General features: G+C 64.6%; 13 protein-coding genes, 1 tRNA gene and 2 pseudogenes (1 of these 16 cut by a window edge). 8 read left to right on the forward strand and 8 right to left on the reverse strand.

All coding sequences use genetic code 11. From position 1 onward, the window contains the following. Positions 1-283, reverse strand: a pseudogene (locus EGH24_RS03385) (IMP cyclohydrolase); it reaches 316 nt to the left of the window's first position. A gap of 132 nt (positions 284-415) precedes the next feature. Between EGH24_RS03385 and EGH24_RS03390 the strand changes: the two are divergent. Further along, positions 416-488 (forward strand) — tRNA-Gln (locus EGH24_RS03390). A gap of 115 nt (positions 489-603) precedes the next feature. On the opposite strand, the gene cgi121 is transcribed toward EGH24_RS03390, so the two are convergent. Further along, positions 604-1,113: a KEOPS complex subunit Cgi121 gene (gene cgi121, locus EGH24_RS03395; protein WP_142978751.1), complete on the reverse strand. Its 510-nt coding sequence runs from the start codon at positions 1,111-1,113 to the stop codon at positions 604-606. Beyond that, a complete protein-coding gene (locus tag EGH24_RS03400; RefSeq protein ID WP_142978752.1) occupies positions 1,110-3,569 on the reverse strand; it encodes an ATP-dependent DNA helicase in 2,460 nt (819 codons plus the stop codon). The genes cgi121 and EGH24_RS03400 overlap by 4 nt, the downstream gene beginning before the upstream one ends. 133 nt (positions 3,570-3,702) lie before the next feature. On the opposite strand from EGH24_RS03400, the gene EGH24_RS03405 reads away from it, so the two are divergent. Next, positions 3,703-4,815 (forward strand): pyridoxal-phosphate-dependent aminotransferase family protein, encoded by a 1,113-nt coding sequence (locus tag EGH24_RS03405; protein ID WP_142978799.1) that lies wholly within the window; start codon positions 3,703-3,705, stop codon positions 4,813-4,815. A gap of 39 nt (positions 4,816-4,854) precedes the next feature. Here the strand turns inward: EGH24_RS03405 and EGH24_RS03410 are convergent, their stop codons facing one another. Next, the gene (locus EGH24_RS03410; protein ID WP_142978753.1) at positions 4,855-5,190 is read right to left on the reverse strand and encodes a hypothetical protein; all 336 of its coding nucleotides are present in this window, start codon (positions 5,188-5,190) and stop codon (positions 4,855-4,857) included. Positions 5,191-5,333: 143 nt separating this feature from the next. Between EGH24_RS03410 and EGH24_RS03415 the strand changes: the two genes are divergently transcribed. Beyond that, positions 5,334-6,323 (forward strand): NAD-dependent epimerase/dehydratase family protein, encoded by a 990-nt coding sequence (locus EGH24_RS03415; protein WP_142978754.1) that lies wholly within the window; start codon positions 5,334-5,336, stop codon positions 6,321-6,323. A 57-nt stretch (positions 6,324-6,380) separates the two neighbouring features. Then, a complete protein-coding gene (locus EGH24_RS03420) occupies positions 6,381-6,623 on the forward strand; it encodes a ferredoxin (RefSeq protein WP_142978755.1) in 243 nt (80 codons plus the stop codon). A gap of 15 nt (positions 6,624-6,638) precedes the next feature. Here EGH24_RS03420 and EGH24_RS03425 read toward each other — a convergent pair whose 3' ends face one another. From EGH24_RS03425 to EGH24_RS03440, 4 genes and pseudogenes are all read right to left on the reverse strand, one after another. Continuing rightward, complete coding sequence (locus tag EGH24_RS03425; protein ID WP_142978756.1) at positions 6,639-7,928, reverse strand: O-acetylhomoserine aminocarboxypropyltransferase/cysteine synthase family protein; 1,290 nt, start codon at positions 7,926-7,928, stop codon at positions 6,639-6,641. 99 nt (positions 7,929-8,027) lie between these two features. Continuing rightward, a pseudogene (gene metX / locus EGH24_RS03430) lies at positions 8,028-9,284 on the reverse strand (homoserine O-acetyltransferase MetX). A 39-nt stretch (positions 9,285-9,323) separates the two neighbouring features. Next, on the reverse strand, positions 9,324-10,604 hold the full coding sequence (locus EGH24_RS03435) for an O-acetylhomoserine aminocarboxypropyltransferase/cysteine synthase family protein (protein WP_142978757.1): 1,281 nt from the start codon (positions 10,602-10,604) through the stop codon (positions 9,324-9,326). 113 nt (positions 10,605-10,717) lie between these two features. Beyond that, positions 10,718-12,424 (reverse strand): sensor histidine kinase, encoded by a 1,707-nt coding sequence (locus EGH24_RS03440; RefSeq protein ID WP_142978758.1) that lies wholly within the window; start codon positions 12,422-12,424, stop codon positions 10,718-10,720. Positions 12,425-12,580: 156 nt separating this feature from the next. Between EGH24_RS03440 and endA the strand changes: the two genes are divergently transcribed. The 4 genes from endA (at position 12,581) to pheT (ending at position 19,428) form a co-directional block, all read left to right on the forward strand. Next, positions 12,581-13,768 (forward strand): tRNA-intron lyase, encoded by a 1,188-nt coding sequence (gene endA, locus EGH24_RS03445; RefSeq protein WP_142978759.1) that lies wholly within the window; start codon positions 12,581-12,583, stop codon positions 13,766-13,768. Next, the gene (locus EGH24_RS03450) at positions 13,765-15,405 is read left to right on the forward strand and encodes a tryptophan--tRNA ligase (RefSeq protein ID WP_142978760.1); all 1,641 of its coding nucleotides are present in this window, start codon (positions 13,765-13,767) and stop codon (positions 15,403-15,405) included. The genes endA and EGH24_RS03450 overlap by 4 nt, the downstream gene beginning before the upstream one ends. A gap of 700 nt (positions 15,406-16,105) precedes the next feature. Then, a complete protein-coding gene (gene pheS, locus EGH24_RS03455; RefSeq protein ID WP_142978761.1) occupies positions 16,106-17,611 on the forward strand; it encodes a phenylalanine--tRNA ligase subunit alpha in 1,506 nt (501 codons plus the stop codon). Further along, positions 17,611-19,428 carry a phenylalanine--tRNA ligase subunit beta gene (gene pheT / locus EGH24_RS03460; RefSeq protein ID WP_142978762.1) on the forward strand — a complete coding sequence of 606 codons (1,818 nt, stop codon included), beginning with the start codon at positions 17,611-17,613 and terminating at the stop codon, positions 19,426-19,428. The genes pheS and pheT overlap by 1 nt, the downstream gene beginning before the upstream one ends. The last annotated feature ends 18 nt before the right edge of the window (positions 19,429-19,446 follow it).

The following is a 19,446-nucleotide window of genomic DNA, read 5'->3' on the forward strand; positions in this document are numbered from 1 at the left end:
CCAGCGCGTCGCGGGCGGGGTAGCCGCGGTCGATCTTTTCGGNGATNGGATCGACGTGAGAGCCGTTGCCGACGACGACCCACTCCTCGTCGCTGGCTGGCGGCGAGACCACCTGAAGACAGTTGTAGGAGACGTAGGGGTTGTCCGTTTCCGGGGCGTCTGGTGTCGGTTCGACGGTCAGCAGACCATCGCGGTCAGCGATCCGGCGGTTTGGGAACGACCGGGAGGAGACGCGGTACGCGCCGACGCCCGGACCGACGACGATGAAACGGCCGATGTACATACACCATGGAGGGTCGCTGCCGGACAAATAGCTGCTGATACAGCTACGAGTGATGATGATTCGCATGACGGACTCGCCGCAGTCGGGGAACCGACACGGTTTTGTAAACTGGTCCACTTCCATCGAACGCGCAGTTCCATGGGGTAGTGGCCAATCCTGTTGCCTTCTGGGGGCAACGACCCAGGTTCGAATCCTGGTGGAACTATTCGACCGTTCGATCTTTTCCGACGGTTTGCCACGATACGAACACGCGTCGGCCGTGCGTCAGACACGCGTCAGCTGATCTCCAGTTGAAACAGAGGGGGTTGGCCGAAACCCGGCTACTTTTCGACATCGAGCAGCGCGACGCGTTCGATGACGATATCCTCCAACTCACCGTCTACGACCCCCAACTCGGCGTCGCCGATATCGAAAAACGACTTGATCGTTTCCTCGTCGCCGAGTGGGATGCTGTCGTCGTTGTCGTTGCTGGCGTCGCTCGCACCGAGTAGTTCTCGCACCCGCTGTTCGGCTACCGCTTCGTCGCCACCGCTGACGACGCTGACAACGTCGGTTTCGCCCTCGTCGACCCCCATTTCGAGTGCTTGGTTGATCTGCCGCCGGCCGGCTGCATACAGCAGGATTTCGACCGCCGGCTCGCGGGCGACGGCCGTGCCCTGCTCGCGGGCCCGAGCAGCCAACTCGACCGCACGTCGGAGATGGCGGTCGCCGGCGACGTAGTCGGCGTCGAAACACTGGATCGCCGTGCCGGTCGCCTCGCTGATCGCGTCGATTTCGGCAAGAAAGTCGTCGAGGTCGTCGATAGTCGTCGCCGCGGCGACGGTTCTCATCCGAAATCACCCAGACTCGACTGGTCGTCGCTGTCCTCGCTGGCGGTGCGGTCACTGGTGCTGTCGCCGCCACTCTCGCCCGACTGGACAGCCGCGGTCGGGGTTTCGGCCGCGCTGACATCGTCCATCGCGGGGTCCTGCCGGCCGACGTTTTCGAGGATCGTTTCGGCCGTTTTCTCCCGGCCGCGGAGCGCGCCGAGGACGACGCTTTTGTCGGCGTCCCGCAGGTCGGCACGGCTCTCGACCCCGGCCTCGTAGAGCCGTCGGGCACGTTTTCGGCCGACGTTGCGCACGCCCGCGAGATCGAGCAGTTCCTCGCGGACGCCGTACTCGATCCGCTTTTTCGCCTCGCGGATGGCCACGCGGGAGGAGAGGCCGAGTTCGCCGGCCAACTGTTCGGCCGCGCCGAGCAGCCACTCGGCGGTNTCGACCTTCCCNCGNATGTCGCCNGGGCCGACGCCGTACCGNTCNGTGATGCGNTCCTCGTCGNNCTCGCTNGCCCAGTCNTCNAGCAGTTTCGCCGTCTTCAGCGCGGNNAGCCAGTCNTCGAANGCGACCTCTTCGTACTCTGAGGGGACGCGACCGAGGAATTCGGCTTCGTGTTCGTAGCAGAACTCGGTGTAGGTGTCTCGATCCCCGGATTTCAGGTAGAGTTCGTACATATCCGGCGTCCGGCTGACGAGGTGATAGAGGCCGAGGGGTGTCGGTTGGGCCGGCTCCGCGTCGTCGCTGTCGTCGTCTTCCGTTTCGGTATCTTCATCGCTATTGCCGTCCGCCCCGTTCGATTGTAGTTCGCTCGCTGAGACGAACCCATCCTCGGCGGCCGGTCGCTCCAGTTCGTCGTCGCCGTTCGTCGCTGCTGTGTCTCTCGTCGCCGTCTCGCCGCGGTTCTCTTCGGCATACCGCAGGCCGTCGATGATTTCGGCGGCACTCATCGGATCGAGATAGAGCCGCGAGACGGTGTGGCCGATGTCGGTCGCGCGGAGCGTGTCGTCGTCGCGTTCGATGAACCCGTTGCGCTCCAAGTATGCGAGGACGGTGTCGGTCACAGATTCCAGTCGGCTATCGTCGCCAGTCTGTGTCGCATACAGTGTCGCGTCCAAGAACTCCAGCAGGGCCTCGCGGCTGTTGGCGAAGCCAGAGGAAATCGTCGCCAGCAGATGGGTTCGGAGCGCGGGTTCGGCGGCCAACTTCGAGCGGACGGGATCGGGGTCGGCCCAGACGTATCGCTCGAAGAGTTCGTCCATCGTTTCGTTGTTGTCGGCCAGCAGCACGGCCTCGCCGTAGGGGTCGAGACCGGGGCGGCCGGCGCGACCGCACATTTGGTGGATTTCGAGTGTGTCGAGCGGTTGCATCCCGCCGAACTCGCCGTCGTAGCGTCGCCAGTCGCGGACNACGACCCGTCGGNNNGGGGTGTTGACNCCNGCNGCGAGGGTCGGCGTCGCNCAGANNNNTTTGANNAGNCGGTCNCGAAAGGCGTCCTCGACGAGNCNGCGGTGTTCGGCGGCCAGCCCGGCGTGATGGAACGCCGCGCCGCGCTCGACGCAGTCGGCGAGGTCGTCGCTGGTGTCGGTATCGGAGACCTGTCGGATCTCGCTTGCGAGCTCACGGAGGTCGGCGCGCTCGTCGTCGGTGAGATGGCGGTCGACGACGCCGGCCTGTCGATCCGCCGCGGACTCGGCGTTCCGTCTGGAGTTCACAAACACGAGCGTCGAGCCGCCCTCCGCGAGGGTGTCGTCGACGAGGGCTTCGGTCTGACGTTGCTTACCATCGACCGGGACTTCGCGTTGGCTGCCGTCGTCGAAGTTGATCGCGTNGCCGTAGTGGACGCCCNTNCGGAGNTCGATGGGNCGCCANNNNGANTNNACGAGTTCGGCGTCGAGCCANTCGGCGANCTCNNCGGCGTTGCCGANGGTCGCCGACAGCGCGACNNNCTGNAGGNCNGGGTTNATCCGTCGGAGTTTGGCGAGGGTGACCTCCAGCGTTGGCCCGCGATTTTTGTCGTCGACGAGGTGGACTTCGTCGGCAACGACACACGAGAGGTCGTCGATCCACGGCGCGTTGTTCCGGACCAGCGAGTCGACTTTCTCGCTGGTGGCGACGATGATGTCGCGGCTCGCCAGCCACTCGCCGCTGGCGTCGTAGTTGCCGGTCGAGACGCCGACCGAAAAGCCCTGGTCCTCCCAGCGTTCGAATTCGGCTTTCTTCTCGCTGGCGAGCGCGCGGAGCGGGACGATATAGAGGGCCGTGCCGCCGCGTTCGATTGCCGACAGCATGGCGAGTTCGGCGATCAGCGTTTTTCCGCTGGCGGTCGGCACGGAGGCGACGAGACTTTGCCCTTCGGTCAGGCCGGCCTCGACGGCCTCGGCTTGGGGTGGGTACAGCTCCTCGATCCCCTCGCCTTCGAGTTGGTCGGCGACCCCCGGCGGCAGCCCGGGGATCTCGGCTGGCTTCATTGCCAGCCCTTGGCTGGTGGTGGGGTTTAAATTTCCGGACAGCAGTTCCGCGTTGTTGCCACCGCGCCAGCCAGCGCGGTATCAAAACTACCATGCCCTCTCGCCGACGATCCACTGCTACAAGGTGGATTCCGTGACGAAAAAACAAGANTACACNGNNGATTACCCCGANAAGACGCTGTANCTGCCCGGCCCGACCGAGGTGCGCGACGACGTCATCGAGGCGATGGCCGAGCCGATGTTCGGCCACCGGATGGACCGGATGACCGACCTGTACACGACCATCGTCGAGGACACGAAGACGTTCCTCGACACCGACGACGACGTGATTGTGCTCACGGCCTCCGGGACGGAGTTCTGGGAGGCGACGACGCTCAACCTCGTCGACGACCGGATGCTCGTCCCGACCTCCGGGGCGTTCAGCGAGCGACAGGCGAACGTCGCCGAACGGCTCGGCAAGAGCGTCGACCGCNTCGANTACGANTGGGGNGAGGCCGTCAAACCCGAGGATATCCGCGAGGAACTGGAGACGAGCGACAAACACTACGATGTCGTCGCCACGGTCATGAACGAGANNTCNACNGGCNTNCGNAACCCCGTCGAGGCGATCGGCGATCTGCTCGGCGACTACCCGGACACCTACTTCGTCGTCGACGCCATCTCCTGTCTCGGCGGCGATTACATCGACGTCGAGGAGCACAACATCGACGCGATCTTCACCTCCACGCAGAAGGCGTTCGCGATGCCACCGGGGCTGGCGGTGTGTACCGTCAGCGACGCGGCCTACGAGCGGGAACTCGAGAAGGAGTCCGCCTCGTGGTACGGCGGCTTCCAGCGCGCGCTCGACTACTACGACCGGAAGGGCCAGACCCACTCGACGCCCGCCATTCCGCTCATGCTCGCCTACCGAAAGCAGATGAAACACATGCTCGACGAGGGTCACGACGNNCGNGNCGANCGCCACNNNGAGATGGCNGANTACGNCCNNGGCTGGGCCGACGAGCACTTCGCCATGTTCCCCGANNNCGGCTACGAGTCNCAGACCGTCACCTGCGTCGAGAACACCCGCGGTATCGACGTGGCCGCGACCATCGATGAGGTGAGCGAGGAGTACGACATGGTGTTCTCGAACGGCTACGGAGATANNNTCGGCGAGGAGACGTTCCGGATCGGCCACATGGGCGAGCACACCGTCGAGNGCNTNAAGGNNCTNACCGACGCGATCGAAGACGTGGCTGATCTGTAACCCCTCGCCGGTCTCTCTCCCTCTCTCCTTTTGCTCGGCTCAGACGGCTGCACACACTGTTGTGTTTAGTGTCGCGCACACCGATTCTCCGGTCGCCGTCAGAACGTAGCTCCGGGTGATTGGGGCTGGCTCCGCCCCCGTGAGTTCCTGGCTGCATCGGTACTCCGTCTCCAGTGTCTCACGTTCCGTCGTTCGTTCCTCCAGCAGCCCCCGCTCACGGAGGTCATCCAACGTCGCCGCAAGCGTCTTCGCCGCCACCCCGGTCGTCTGTCTGAGTTCGGCCAGTCCACACTCACCTGTCCGTAGCGTCCGGAAGAGTCGGCGTCGCTCGCGCGCAGAGAGCTGTTCGACGGTGGTGTCAGTCTCGTCGATCATCGGTTCGTCCCACCTGCCCCACCGGATAAAAACCTACTCTCGCTTCGGGTCGGTACTGGTGTGATGAGGCCGGCACTGTGTGGCGACTGTTCCACACAACATGTTGCACAAACCGCTATCTGTTTTCTCATGGCCGCTACTGCATGGAGTATTTGGTTACCGGCGCAACCGGCGTTGTCGGCTCGCATCTCGTCTGTCACCTCGTCGAAGCAGGCCATGATGTCGTTGCGGTGACGCGGTCGCGGTCGAACGCGGCACATCTCCCCGACGAGATCACTGTTGTCGAGGGTGATATCACCGACAAGGAGAGTCTCCGTGAGCCGATGACGGGGGTCGACGGCGTTTTTCATATCGCCGCGTGGGCGTATCTTGGCCCCGGCCCCGACAACGTCGAGACGGCCGAACGCGTCAACGTCGACGGCACGCGGAACGTCTTCGAACTGATGGACGAGTTGGAGGTTCCGAAGGGGGTCTACACCAGTACGGTCGGGTTGTTTAGCGACGTGCAGGGACCCGTTGATGAGACGGACCTTCCGGATCGACCGCCGCAGTCGGTGTATCTCCGGACGAAGTGGGAGGCCCATTGCGACGTTGCAAACGGGTTCATCGACGACGGGTTGCCGCTCGTTGTTGTCATGCCGGGCAACGTCTTCGGTCGGTGGGACAAACCCTACGGGACGACACGCGGGTTTCTGCGTGCGTATCTCCAGGAAGAACTCCCGATGGTCCCACGCGACTGGGCGTTTCCCTTCGAACACGCCGCCGACACCGCTCGATCGCATCTCCGGGCGATGACACACGGCGACCCCGGCGAAACGTACATCATCGCCGACGAGGCACGGTCGCTTCCCGCGCTGTTCGACCGCGCAGAATCGATCACGGGCGTCCCCGCACCGCGGGCGGTCCCATCGGCCCTTTTCGGCGTTCTCGCTCGTGGGATGCGAGCCGCCGAGCGCGTCATCACGCCGCCGGAGGGGTTCGAAGCCGAGACGTTGGCGTTCCTGAGCGGCGACGGTGTCCGTGTCGACAACAGCAAAGCCACGCGCGAACTCGGGATCGATCATCAATCGCCCGAGGAGAGCTTAGCGGAGTACTTCGAGTGGGAACAAGCTCAGTTAGCCCAGCACAACTGACCGATCGTCGGCCCGGTATCCAACACGGCTATGTGACCGACTCCCCAACACCGGGCCATGCAAGTCGAATTCGACCGTGACACCTGTATCGGCATGTTTCAGTGCGTCGCCGAGTGGGATGGCTTCGAGAAGGATATGGACGCCGGCAAGGCCGTGCTGGACGGCGGCGACGAAACAGAGGACGACATTTTCGTCGCCGACGTGCCCGACGGCGAGGAACTCGACGCGAAGTTCGCCGCCCGGGCCTGTCCGGTCGACGCCATCGCGGTCTACGATGACGACGGCGAGCAGATCGTTTGAGCTGCCGGTAGCGATCTAACTCGACTGCGTGATCGCTTGATCGAGATCGTCGATGATGTCCTGTGGGTCTTCGATACCGACCGACAGTCGCACGAGATCGTCGGTAACGCCGGCCGACAGCTTCTCCTCGTCGCTCAACTGCTGGTGGGTCGTTGACGCCGGGTGGATAATCAGCGTTTTCGCGTCGCCGACGTTCGCCAGCAGCGAGGCCAACTCAGTCGATTCGACAGTGCCGCGGGCGGCGTCGTAGCCGCCNTCNAGNCCNAANGTGATCATCCCGCCGTAGCCGCCNTCGAGGTANTNCGNNGCCNNNTCGTGNGTNTCGTGGCTNTCNAGCCCCGGATANGTCACCCACGACACGTCGGGGTGGTCCTCGAGNNACTCGGCGACGGCCATGGCGTTCTCNCAGTGNCGCTCCATCCGCANCGGCAGCGTCTCGAGNCCCTGCAGCGTCACCCACGCGTCGAACGGGCTCTGCTGGTTGCCGAGNTCNCGNANCCCGCGNGCGANNGCGGCGTANGTGAANGCNGCNTCGCCGAACNNCTCGGCGAAGTTGACGCCGTGGTAGGCGGGGTTCGGCGCGCCGATTTCGGGGTAGTCGTCGGCGTGGGCCGCCCAGTCGAAGGAGCCGCCGTCNANGAGNNNGCCNCCGACCGTCGTCCCCGACCCGTGAATCCACTTCGTCGTCGACTCCCACACCAAGTCGGCGCCGTGTTCGAGCGGCCGGCACAGCGCCGGCGTTGCAAACGTGTTGTCCACGAACAGCGGCNNGNCGTGCTCGTGNGCGATGTCGGCGATGCGTTCGAGGTCCGGCGTCACGAGGGCCGGGTTGCCGATGGTTTCGAGGTGGACGTAGGCCGTGTCGTCGTCGATGGCCTCACGATAGGCGTCGTAATCGAGCGTGTCGACGAAGCGCGTGGTGACGCCGCGGCGTTCGACCGTGTGCGTGAGGTAGGTGTAGGTTCCCCCGTAAAGCGAGGACGCCGAGACGATGTTGTCGCCGGCCTCCGCCAGCAGGAACGTGGCGACGTTCATCGCGGCCATCCCGGAGGCCGTCGCCACCGCGCCGACACCACCCTCCAAGGAGGCGAGTCGTTCCTGTAGTTGGCCGACGGTGGGGTTCATCAGCCGGGAGTAGATGTGGCCCGGCTTTTCGAGGGCGAATTGGGCGGCGGCGTCGTCGGCGTCGTCGAAGACGTAGGAAGTGGTCTGGTGGATCGGTGGCGCGCGGGCACCGGTTTCAGCGTCGGGGGCCGTTCCAGCGTGAATACTTCGGGTGGTAAATCGGTGATCGTCGTCGGACATAGCGGCTTGGGAAACGGTGCCATCCACCGTAAACCCCACTGTCGCTTTCGAGCCGCAGGCATAGCGCAAACGAGTGAGCCAACAGCGTGGCTCGACCGCTCACCCGGAAAACAGGCTGCTGTGGACGGGGGCGAAATCTTCGTCGCTGTCGTCGACGCTCTCCTCGTCGTCAGCCGCCGTATCCGTAATCGCCCGGCCGTCCAGGCCATTGTTGAGAAAGTCCCGCACCGGCGGCCCGACGTTTTCGGGTTCGACGAGGAAGGCGTCGTGGCCGTGATCGGAGTCGACGACGTGGTGGGCGACGGGCACCTCGGCGGCGCGGAACGCCTCGGCCAGCGTCTCCGACTGGGCGACGGTGAAATGCCAATCCGAGGTAAACGACAGCAGCAAAGCCTCGCCCTCGAAGGCCGAAATCGCCCGCTCGANGGNNNCGTNNCCCNCCGCGAGGTCGTAGCTGTCCATCGCGCGGGTCAGGTAGAGGTAGCTGTTCGCGTCGAACCGCTCGGCGAACCGCTCGCCGTTGTAGTCGAGATACGACTCCACCTCCCGATAGGGGAANAANNCNGCGGCNNNNTCGNGCGGGAACAGCGCGTCGCTGCCCTCGATCCCGCTATCGCGGCCCGCCGAGCGGCGGCCGAATTTCCGGTCCATCGAGGCCTTCGAGAGGTACATGATGTGGCCGAGTTGGCGAGCGATTGCGAGGCCCTGTTGTGGCGGGCTGGCGTCGTCGTCACCGGTGCCGTAGTAGTCGCCGCCGTTCCAGTTGGGGTCGCTGCGGATCGCTCGCCGAGCGACGGCGTCGATAGCGAGACACTGCGGATCGAGTGTCGCCGCCGCCGCGACTGGCGCGATCAACTCGGCGTCGTCGGGGTACTGTTTCGCCCACTCCAAGACGTTCATCCCGCCGACGCTGCCGCCGATGATGAGTCGGAGGCGACCGACGCCGAGATGGTCGAGCAGCCGACGCTGTGCGCGGGTCCAGTCGCTGATCGTCACTGGTGGGAAGTCGGTGCCGTAGGGCTCGCCCGTCTCGGGGTTCGTCGAGGCGGGCCCCGAGGACCCGTAACAGGAGCCGGGGACGTTCGCGCAGACGACGTAGTAGTCAGTGGTGTCGATGGCCTTGCCCGGGCCGACGATGTCGCCCCACCACGCGCGGGCCTGGCCCGCGGTGCCGGGGGTGTTGTAGCTGGCGACGTTCTGGCTGCCGGTCAGCGCGTGACAGACCAAGACCGCGTTGTCGCCGGTGAACTCGCCGTAGGCTTCGTAGGCAATCTCCAGATTTTGGATCGACTCGCCGCACTCGAAGCGGAACTCGCCGAGTTCCACCGTCCCGCGGTCGACCTCAGTCGCACTCATGTATTTCCTCCAGTTTGTCGTCCTCGGTGATAGTGGTGGTCATTGGTCGGCGGCCACCTCCAATCCGGCGTCGAGATCCGCGACGATGTCCTCGCTGTTCTCGATACCGACCGACAGGCGGAGCATGTCGGGCGCGACGCCCGCCGCGCGCTGTTCGTCCTCGCTGAGTTGGGCATGGGTCGTCGACGCCGGGTGAATCACGAGCGTTTTCGCGTCGCCGATGTTGGCGAGGAAACTCGTCAACTCGACGGCCTCGCAGAACGCCTTGGCGGCCTCGAAACCCCCCTCGACGCCGAAGGTGACCATGCCTCCGTAGCCCGACAAGTATTCGGTAGCGTTGTCGTGGGTCTCGTGGTCCTCGAAACCGGGATACGTGACCCACGCCACGCGGGGATCCTCGCGGAGAAACGCCGCTACTTCGTTGGCGTTCGCGCAGTGGCGATCCATCCGCAACGGCAGGGTTTCGATTCCCTGCATGGTCTGCCACGCATCGAAGGGTGACTGCTGATTGCCGATGGCTCGGACCGCACGATGCCGAACGGCCAGCGTGAACGCCCGCTCGCCGAACCGTTCGCTGAAGTCGAATCCGAAGCCGGGGTTTTCGCCGGACAGCTCGGGGTAGTCGGCGTCGGGATGGCCCCACGGGAACGTGCCGCCGTCGACGAGGACGCCGCCGACGGTCGTCCCCGAGCCGTGAATCCACTTGGTCGTCGACTCCCAGACGATATCCGCGCCGTGTTCGATGGGCCGACACAGACAGGGCGTCCCGAAGGTGTTGTCGACGACCAGTGGGACGGCGTGGTCGTGGGCGATATCGGCCAGCCGCTCGAAATCCGGCGTGACGAGCGAGGGGTTGGCGATGGTTTCGACGTGAACGTAGGCGGTGTTGTCGTCGATGGCTTCCTCGTAGGCGTCGTAGTCGAGGGTGGGGACTGTTCGGGCTTCGAGCCCGCGGCGCGGCGCGAGCGTCGAGAGGTAGCTGCCGGTCCCGCCGTACATGTCGCTGCTGGCGACGATGTTGTCGCCGCTCTGGGCGAGTACCGTCGTCAGCGCGTCGAACGCGCCCATCCCGGAGGCGGTAGCGATCGCACCGACACCGCCTTCGAGGTCGGCCAGCCGGGCTTCGAGCTGGCGAACCGTTGGGTTCGAGACGCGGGAGTACACGTCGCCTTCCTCTTGGAGGGCGTAGAGTTCCGCGGCGGTGTCGGCGTCGTCGAACACGTAGGAGGAGGTCTGATAGATCGGTGGGGCCCGCGCGCCGGTGTCGGGATCGGGCTCCGTCCCGGCGTGCAGACTCCGCGTGTTGAAGCCCTTGGTCATGTACAGTATGCATATATCTCTAAGGTTTTATGCGTGAGAGTTACGGCAAAAGCCACTGGTATGTCTGTTGGTGGCATGCTCCATGCGTTGCTGGCAGCCATTACCCACCCGCGTTACCGCCGCAGCGACTCCCCAACGCCGGTGATCTGAAAACGCGCGCCGCCGGCGTCGCTCTCGCCGGCGGTGATCTGCCAGCCGTGGGCCTCGACGATCCGTTTCACGACTGCCAGCCCGATCCCCGTCCCCTCGTCGTCGCTGCTGTAGCCGAACTCGAAGAGTGCTTCGCGGTCGTCAGGATCGATCCCCACGCCGTCGTCCTCAATGGCGAAGCCGTCCGGCGTCGCCGTGACCGTCACCGTCGATGCCTCGCTGTGGTCGTTGGCGTTCCGAAAGAGGTTCTCGAAAGCCTGTCGGAGCCGGGCGGGGTCGGCGGCGACCGTGCGATCGGTCTCGACGACAAGTTCCATCTCACCGGTCTCGGCGACCGCCCACGCGTCGGTGGCGATCTGTTCCAGCGCGACGGGTTCGGGATCGTCAACCGTCTGGCCCTGCCGGGCCATCGTCAGCAGCACCTCGATGAGTTCGTCCATCCGGTCGTGGGCGTCGGCGACCCGATCGAGCCCCTCGTGGGCGTCATCGAGATCCATGTTCTCGCCCGTGATGGCGTCGTCGGCGACTTTCAGCCACCCTTTCGCCGTCGAAAGCGGGTTTCGGAGGTCGTGGGAGACGATGTCGGCGAACTCTTCGAGGCGCTCGTTTTGTTCTTCGAGCTGTCGTTCACGCTGTTTGCGGTCGGTGATGTCGCGCAGCACGACGACGTAGCCCCGCGTGATGTCGAACTGGTCGGCGACCTGTGTCACCTCGATATCGTAGGTTCGCTCCGGGCCGCCGTCGGCCGCTGCGGTGTACTCGACGCCCGTGACGGGGCCGGTGACAGCCCGTTCGAGGGTGTCGCTGAACGCCTCGTTGCCGATTTCGGTGATCGATTCCTGTGTTCGGACCTCACCGAGCAACTCGGCGGCGGCCGCGTTGTAGTCGGCGACGACGCGGTCGCCGTCGAGGAGCAACACTGGGTCGCTCATCTCGCGGAAGAACCGGGTGACGATCACAGGCGCGAGCCGCAAGAAGTCATAGCGGTAGAGTGCCCAGCCGACGCCGAGTGCTTGGATGTTGAACAGGATCGGTGTCGGATCGACCAGCGGATGAGGTCGGTAGTCGGTAATAAACAGGGTAGCGGAGACGAGAACGATCCCACCGATAGCGAAGATGATCATCGCCTGATAGCGGTAGATCCCCTGCGTCTGGATGAAAAACCGACCGAGGAGGACCAGCGAGACGGCGACCAGCCCCCCGCCGAGCAACAGTTGGATGAACGAGCCGAGACCGGCGGCTTCGACGGCAGCGGTAACGACGCCGAACTGGCCGACATCGACGCCGCTGATGATGAGTCCACCGGGATTGAAAGCGACCAATACCGCAAACAGGACGGATTCAACGCCACCGACCCACCAGAGCCATCCGGGTACCCACTCGCTGTCGCCGGTGTACTCGCTGACGAACCGGAACCACGCGAAGGCAGCCAGTGCCGAGAACAACGCTTTGATGAAGAGCCCGACATCCGCGAGGACCGTCCCGCCAGCGATCAGCATCAAAAAATAGCCGGCCGCCCAGAGGCTGTCGACGGCCATCAACACGCCGTAGGACTCCGACAGCGGGTGGTCGATCCGCCCAAAGGAGTAGACAGCCAGCAGTCCGCTGGCGACGACGGCGAGGAAAACCAGCCCGACGACGGCGATACTCAACAGTACGTCATCGGCCATAGCCCGTTACAGGGCCGTCTCATGTAAATATACTAGCGGTTTCGCAATTGGACGAATTCTAGATATGTTCGCCGACTTGCGCTGTGAGGCCAGCACCGAGTTGGCGCGTCGCCAGCGGATCGGTGTGCCTTTGGCGTCGCCGCCGCCCCTTTCGGTATGGACGGACACCTTCGCAACGGCGTCGTCGAGGTCGGCGGCAACGCCCGCCAGCAGTTCCACGACGCCCGCGGCTACGGCACGCCGACCGACGGCAACGAGATCCGCCTCTCCCGCGTCGAGGCCGCCCACCTGCTTCTCCGTGGCGACCTCGCGGCTGTCGTCGATCACAACGGTGAGACCGATAGCCACGACGCAACAGATGGTGACGACGGCCGCCTCTCCTTCGCGGAGTTTTTCGTCACCTCCGCTGCGGCCGCCGAGCGGTTCGCCCTGCGGTTTCTCGTCTACGCTGATCTCCGCGACCGGGGATTCTATCTCTCGCCCGCACGCGCGGGCTGGCCCGGTGGCGACGGCGGCGACGCGGTTGATGACGGTTTGATCGACCTACTTGTTCCGCCACGCGGGACGAAACCCGGAGACGGCGAGCCGGCTTACCGCATTGCCGTCGTTGGCGAGCGCGAGTCGATCCCGGCCAGCGAGTTGGCCGGCGTCACGCTCGCCGTCGTTGACGAGGAAAGCGAGATCAGCTATCTGGAAACCGCGACACCCGATTTCGACGGCGGGACGACCTACAGCCCGCCCGAGGGAATCACGGGCTCGCTCATCGGCGACCGCGTCGTCGTCTGGGATGCCCCCGATGGCTTCTACGAGCATGGCTTCTACGGCCAACCGCTCGAAGTCCGGGAGGCGATCATCGACAGCGCGGTCCAACTCTCACTCGTCGAGGCCGCCGCCCTCGCCGCCGAGGGGCAGTTAGTCCTCGAGGACGTTGACGACGACGCAGCCGAGACGACAACGCTCACCGCGACTGAGGTCGCTGGCGACATGATGCCCCAGTCGCCGGCCAGCTACACTGCGATCCGCGAACAGGGACGGGCCGTCGAGGGCGAGCGGTTCGACCGCCGGCTGGCAGTCTACCGGACGTTGCGAGACCAGCAGGTCGTCCCGAAGACGGGGTACAAATTCGGCGCGGACTTCCGGACCTACGATACCGTCGAATCGGTGGAAGATCTCCCGCACTCCGAACGGCTCGTTCGCGTCGTCGAGGCCGATCATGCCTTCGATCCGCGGGAACTCTCACTTGACGTGCGGCTGGCCGGCGGGGTCGGGAAACGAATGGTTTTTGCGCTGACCGGCGCGAACGGGGAGATAGACTGGCTCTCCGTGAGCCGCCTGACACCATGACTGACGACACCCCGCACGACGACGATGGAACGCGCTCCGAAGCCGCGCTGCCCGACGGTGGCGTCGACGAGACGACCATCGACCCGTGGGGATCGTCAACGATTGCCGACTACCGCAAACTCTTCGAGGAGTTCGGCATTGAGGAATTCGAGGCGATTCTCGGCGACGTACCCAACCCTCACTACCTCATGCGCCGGGGGGTTATCTTCGGGCACCGCGATTACGAGCCTGTCGTCGACGCCCTCGCCAACGACGAGCCCGNCGCCGNNCTNTCGGGNTTCATGCCGACCGGNGACCCNCANATCGGCCACAAGNTNGTGTTCGACGAGATCATCTGGCACCAGGAACAGGGCGNGGACGCCTACGNNCTNATCGCCGANCTNGANGCCCACNCNGCNCGNGGCNTCNNNTGGNNCNCCATCGACGAACACGCCGAGAGCTACCTGCTGAGCCTACTTGCGCTCGGATTCGACGCCGACGAGGGGACACTCTACCGGCAGTCCGAGAATCGGGAGCTACAGGACCTCGCCTTCGAACTCGGCTCGAACGCCCGCTTTGCGGAGTTTGGCTCGATCTACGGTTTCGACGGCGAGACCAGCGTCTCCCACATGCAGAGCGTTGTCACCCAGATGGCCGACATGCTCTATCCGCAGNTGGTCGACGNNCCNAAGCCGACNGTNATCCCNGTCGGNCCNGANCAGGANCCGCACGTCCGNCTCGCCCGCGACCTCGCCGNGCGGATGCGATTCTTCAAAGTCACACGCGAATACGCTAGCTTCTCGATTGAAGATAACGAGGAAGAGCGGGACCTGCTTGCTGAAACGTACGACCGACTCACAGAAATTGTCGACGACGATGATACAATTCGCTGTATCGATGCTGCGGTGTTGCTTCGTGATGGAGAAGACGCTGTTGACCCCTCAAATCGAGATGAGTATTCCAGCGTCAAGCTGGGCTCTACTACCGGTAGTACGAAGGCCTCACTAAACAATAAACTCCAAAACGCCGGGAAGGAACCACTTCGCCCCCGCGTCCGCTTTTTCCACCGCCACGGTCCCGAAGACGCCTTCGAGGCGATGATCGATGCCATCGAGGGCGAAAAACGCGTCTACGAGGGCCACATCGACGCCTTCGATCTCGATTTCGACGCAGCCGAGGAACTCGCCCGCGAGGTCGAAGTCGACAACGGCGGCTACGGCTTCATCCAGCCCTCCTCGATCTATCACCGCTTCATGACCGGGCTGACCGGCGGCAANATGTCNTCGTCNNTNCCGGCCNNCCACATCAGCCTGCTNGANGACCCNGAAGANGGNTACGANAAGGTGAAGGCGGCGACGACGGGCGGCCGGGAGACGGCGGANAANCAGCGCGANCTCGGTGGNNAGGCCGACGANTGNCCNGTCTACGANCTNTATGCCTACCTGCTCGCCAACGACGACGATGGCCTAGTCGAGGAGGTCTACGAGGAGTGTGTCGGCGGCGAGCGACTCTGCGGCGNCTGCAAGGAGCAGGCCGCGACGCTGATGAAAGAGTTCCTGAAGGAGCACCAGGAGAAACGCGAGGGGGCGAAGGAACTCCTCGACGACCTCGATATCGACCTCGATTCCGACCGGAAAGGACCGGGCGGCTCGCACTGAGATTTCGATATCGCTGTTACTCTCGTTGTCACCGCTATCCGTCGCTGTCGCTCAGTGTGTGAATAAGTATGAATGGTCCCACTGTGAACGTGGGTGAATGCACCGGACGGGAGACGTTGTCCCCGCGCCACACGGCCGGTGACAGCTTTCGGCGGGTTCTCACCGCCTATTGCGGACTCGCCTGGCTTTGCCCGGAGTCACACCGGATCTTGCCGACGTCGGCGGGCCGGATGTCTTCGGTCGCGTTCTGCAAGGAACGCCACCTCGGCAGCGACCCTCGGTCGGCGATAGCAGGGTTCTCACCGGCGTTGCCGTTGCGAACCTGCGTGAGCCGGTTTCTACCGGCCTGCTGTCGTGTTCTCGAACCCCGCTCGCGCGTGGTCCGATAGTTGGCCTTCGTCCACCACCGCCGCGGCGGTGGCGCGCTGGCGCAGTTCGGTTCTCCTTCGGGACCTGAGCCTTCACGCCGTCTCAGGCGTATTAGCGTCGGCCCCCATCCCACACCATCTCGGCTGTCGCCGATCCGGCACGGAACGTCTTGTGTGCGCCCACGTCCACAGTGGGGAGTGTGAACTAACGCCATGGTTGGTATTAACTAACACTCTTGCGGCAAGGATTTCCGCCACCGGCCGGTGGCCCACCGGTTCGGCGTCTTCGCAACTGCTAACTGACGACCCCACCGACACCCGACAACAACTGTATGCGACTCCCGGACTCACAACTCGCGGTGTTGGAAGCCGCCTCGGCGACCGAACCGACGCCAGTCGATCGGCTGGCCGACGCAACCGACCTCAAGCCTGAAACCGTCACCCGCGCGGCTTTCGATCTCCGCGACGACGGACTGGTCACTATCGACGAACGCACCGAAACCACCGCCGAACTCACCGAGGAGGCCCACGACTATCTCGAATCGGACCTCCCGGAAGTCCGGCTCTACCGCGCCGCCATCGACGCCGGTGCCGCTGACGAGGCCGTCGAATTGGGCCAACTCATCGGCGCGGCCGGCTTGGAGGGCCCTGAGGTCGACATCGCGCTCGCCAACTTCGCACGCAAGGGCTACGGCGAGATCGATTCCGGCAGCGTCACCGCCGACCCCGACGCAGACCCCGACAGCGACGCCGAAGCCGACGCCCTCGCCACACTCGCCGACGGCGGCAGCGTTGCCGACGGCGACCTCCTCGATCAACTTGAACGCCGCGACCTGATCGTCCAGCGCGAACACACCGTCCGCGAGATCACGCTCACCGACGACGCCGTTGACGCGCTGATGGCCGGCATCGAGACCGCCGAAACGGTTGACCGCCTCACGCCTGAAATGCTGACCAGCGGCGAGTGGGAAGACGTGGAGTTCAGCGAGTACAACGTCGAGGCCGACGCGCCAAGCGTCGAGGGCGGCCGCAAGCACATTCTCCGGCAGACGGCCGACCGCGCGAAAGATGTGCTCGTCGGCATGGGCTTTCAAGAGATGGACGGCCCGCATGCCGACGCCGACTTCTGGATCAACGACTGTCTGTTCATGCCGCAAGATCACCCCGCCCGCACGCACTGGGATCGCTTCGCGCTCGATGTGCCGCCGATTCAGGAGCTTCCCGACCAACTCGTTGATCGCGTCGAATCCGCCCACCGCGAGGGTGTTGGCGAGGACGGCGACGGCTATCACTCTCCGTGGGACCGGGATTTCGCCGAGGCGGTCGCCCTCCGGGGCCACACAACCTCGTTGTCGATGCGCTATCTCTCCGGGTTCGCTGGCGCGGACATCGAGCCGCCGCAGCGATACTTCTCCGTGGAGAAGGTNTANCGNAACGACACNCTNGANCCGACNCACCTGCTGGANTTCTTCCAGATCGAGGGGTGGGTGATGGCCGAGGAGCTCTCCGTGCGCGACCTGATGGGCACCTTCGAAGAGTTCTACGCGCAGTTCGGCATCACGGACATCGAGTTCAANCCNCACTACAACCCNTANACGGAGCCNTCGTTCGAGCTGTTCGGCNNNCATCCGNNGACNGGCGAGATNGTCGAGATCGGCAACTCCGGGCTGTTCCGGCCTGAAGTACTCGAACCGCTNGGCNTCGANNNNGACGTGATGGCGTGGGGGCTCGCNNTGGAGCGGCTGCTCATGCTGATGTACGGCTTCGAGGATATCCGCGACGTCCACGGGACGCTGTGTGANCTCGANCTGCTGCGGNANNNGGAGGTGNTTCACTGATGCCNGTCGTNGATGTCGATCCCGACGAACTCCGCGAGCTGACCGGGCACGACGAGAAATCCGACGAGGAGCTAAAGTCGGACCTGTTCAACCTTGGCCTCGAATTCGAGGGCGAAACCGACGAGGGCGAACTCCAACTCGAATTCGCGCCCGATCGGCTTGATCGGCTCTCGGTCGAAGGCGTCGCCCGCTCGCTGCGCTACCAGTACGGCGACGACACCGGTGTCTACGTTCCCGACACGAACGATCCCGACTGGACCTACGAGGTCGAAGACACCGTCCCCGAGGGTCGGCCCTACGTTACGGGAGCGGTCGTCCGCGACGTCAACATGACCGAGGACGTGTTGGAATCGCTGATCCAACTCCAAGAGAAACTGCACGCGACGATGGGTCGCAAACGCGCGAAAGCGGCCATCGGGATTCACGACCTGACGATGCTGAAGGGCGCGGGCGTCGCCGACGAGACCAATGCAATCACCTACCGCGGGATCGACCCTGACGGCGACCGCTTCGTCCCGCTTGATGCCGACAGCGACATGACGCCCGCCGAGGTGCTTGCGGAGCATCCAATCGGCCCCAAATACGGCGACCTGCTCGACGGATTCGACCGCTATCCCGCGATATACGACGATCTCGGCCTCTTTTCCTTCCCGCCGGTCATTAACGGCCGCCGGACAGAGGTCGAAGCCGACTCCCGTGACCTGCTGATCGAACTCACCGGCACCGATCAGTGGACCATCGACCACATCTGCAACATCATCTGCTACGCGCTGTCGGCGCGTGGCGGCACCATCGAGGAGGTCGAAATCGACTACCCGACTGCGACTGGCCCCTACGAGGCGGTCGGCGGCGCGCTCGTCCGCCCGGATTTCGAGACCGACACCAAACACGTCACTCACGACCGCATCGAGACGATCCTCGGCGTCGCGTTCGACCAGCGCGAAGTCCTCGACCTCTTCGCCCGCGCCGGGCTGTCGGCGTCGGTCGTCAGCGGCGATGCCGCGGATGACGCTGCCACCGACATCGACGACGATCTGCCCGCCAGCGTCGCCGACGCTGACGGCCTCGTCTACGCGGTCGAAATCCCGCCGTACCGCGTCGACGTACTCCATCCAATCGACCTGATCGACGATCTGGGCCGTGCCTACGGCTTCAACGAGTTGGAACCGCGGTACCCCGATATCGGCACCGTCGGCGGTCGCCACGACCGCACGCGACTCGAAGACGCGACCCGTGCGAGCCTCATCGGCCTCGGCTTCGAGGACCTACTGAACTTCCATATGATCTCTGCGGAAGCCAACTACGACCGACTGAACATCGAGCCCGGCGCGACCGCTGGCGACGCCGATCGCCGGCTCGTCGGCGCGGGCGAGGCCGTCGAGATCACCGGTCCCTACAGCGAGGACTACACCCAACTCCGCACCTGGGTCCTCCCCTCGCTGTTGATGGTACTCGAAAACAACACCCACCGCGCCTACCCGCAGGACCTCGCGGAGATCGGTCTTGCCGCTGAAGTCGACGAAAGCCAGAACACCAACGTCGCCGAGTGGCGATCCATCGGGGCCGTTCTCGCCCGCAACGACGCGACCTATGAGGACGCCAAAGCCCGACTGGCCGCGCTCTGTGACGACTTCGGCGTCGACCTCGAAACGCCGCCGACCGACCACCCGACGTTCATCGACGGCCGCGCTGCCGACGTGGTGATCGATGGTGAGACAGTCGGTGTGATCGGTGAAGTCCACCCCGCGGTGTTGGTCGAGCATGATCTCGAACTACCGGTCGCCGCCTTCGAACTCCGGCTCGACGCGCTGGAGTAATTCGGTTCGCGTCGCTAT

Source organism: Halonotius terrestris, assembly GCF_006861665.1.
GTDB classification, from domain to species: domain Archaea; phylum Halobacteriota; class Halobacteria; order Halobacteriales; family Haloferacaceae; genus Halonotius; species Halonotius terrestris.

Bases quoted from the DNA above. Each gene is read 5' to 3' on its own strand.
- EGH24_RS03410 (WP_142978753.1), bottom strand. From the start codon at position 5,190: ATGATCGACGAGACTGACACCACCGTCGAACAGCTCTCTGCGCGCGAG.
- cgi121 (WP_142978751.1), bottom strand. From the start codon at position 1,113: ATGAGAACCGTCGCCGCGGCGACGACTATCGACGACCTCGACGACTTT.
- EGH24_RS03415 (WP_142978754.1), top strand. From the start codon at position 5,334: ATGGAGTATTTGGTTACCGGCGCAACCGGCGTTGTCGGCTCGCATCTC.
- EGH24_RS03420 (WP_142978755.1), top strand. From the start codon at position 6,381: ATGCAAGTCGAATTCGACCGTGACACCTGTATCGGCATGTTTCAGTGC.
- endA (WP_142978759.1), top strand. From the start codon at position 12,581: ATGGACGGACACCTTCGCAACGGCGTCGTCGAGGTCGGCGGCAACGCC.
- EGH24_RS03440 (WP_142978758.1), bottom strand. From the start codon at position 12,424: ATGGCCGATGACGTACTGTTGAGTATCGCCGTCGTCGGGCTGGTTTTC.
- EGH24_RS03435 (WP_142978757.1), bottom strand. From the start codon at position 10,604: ATGACCAAGGGCTTCAACACGCGGAGTCTGCACGCCGGGACGGAGCCC.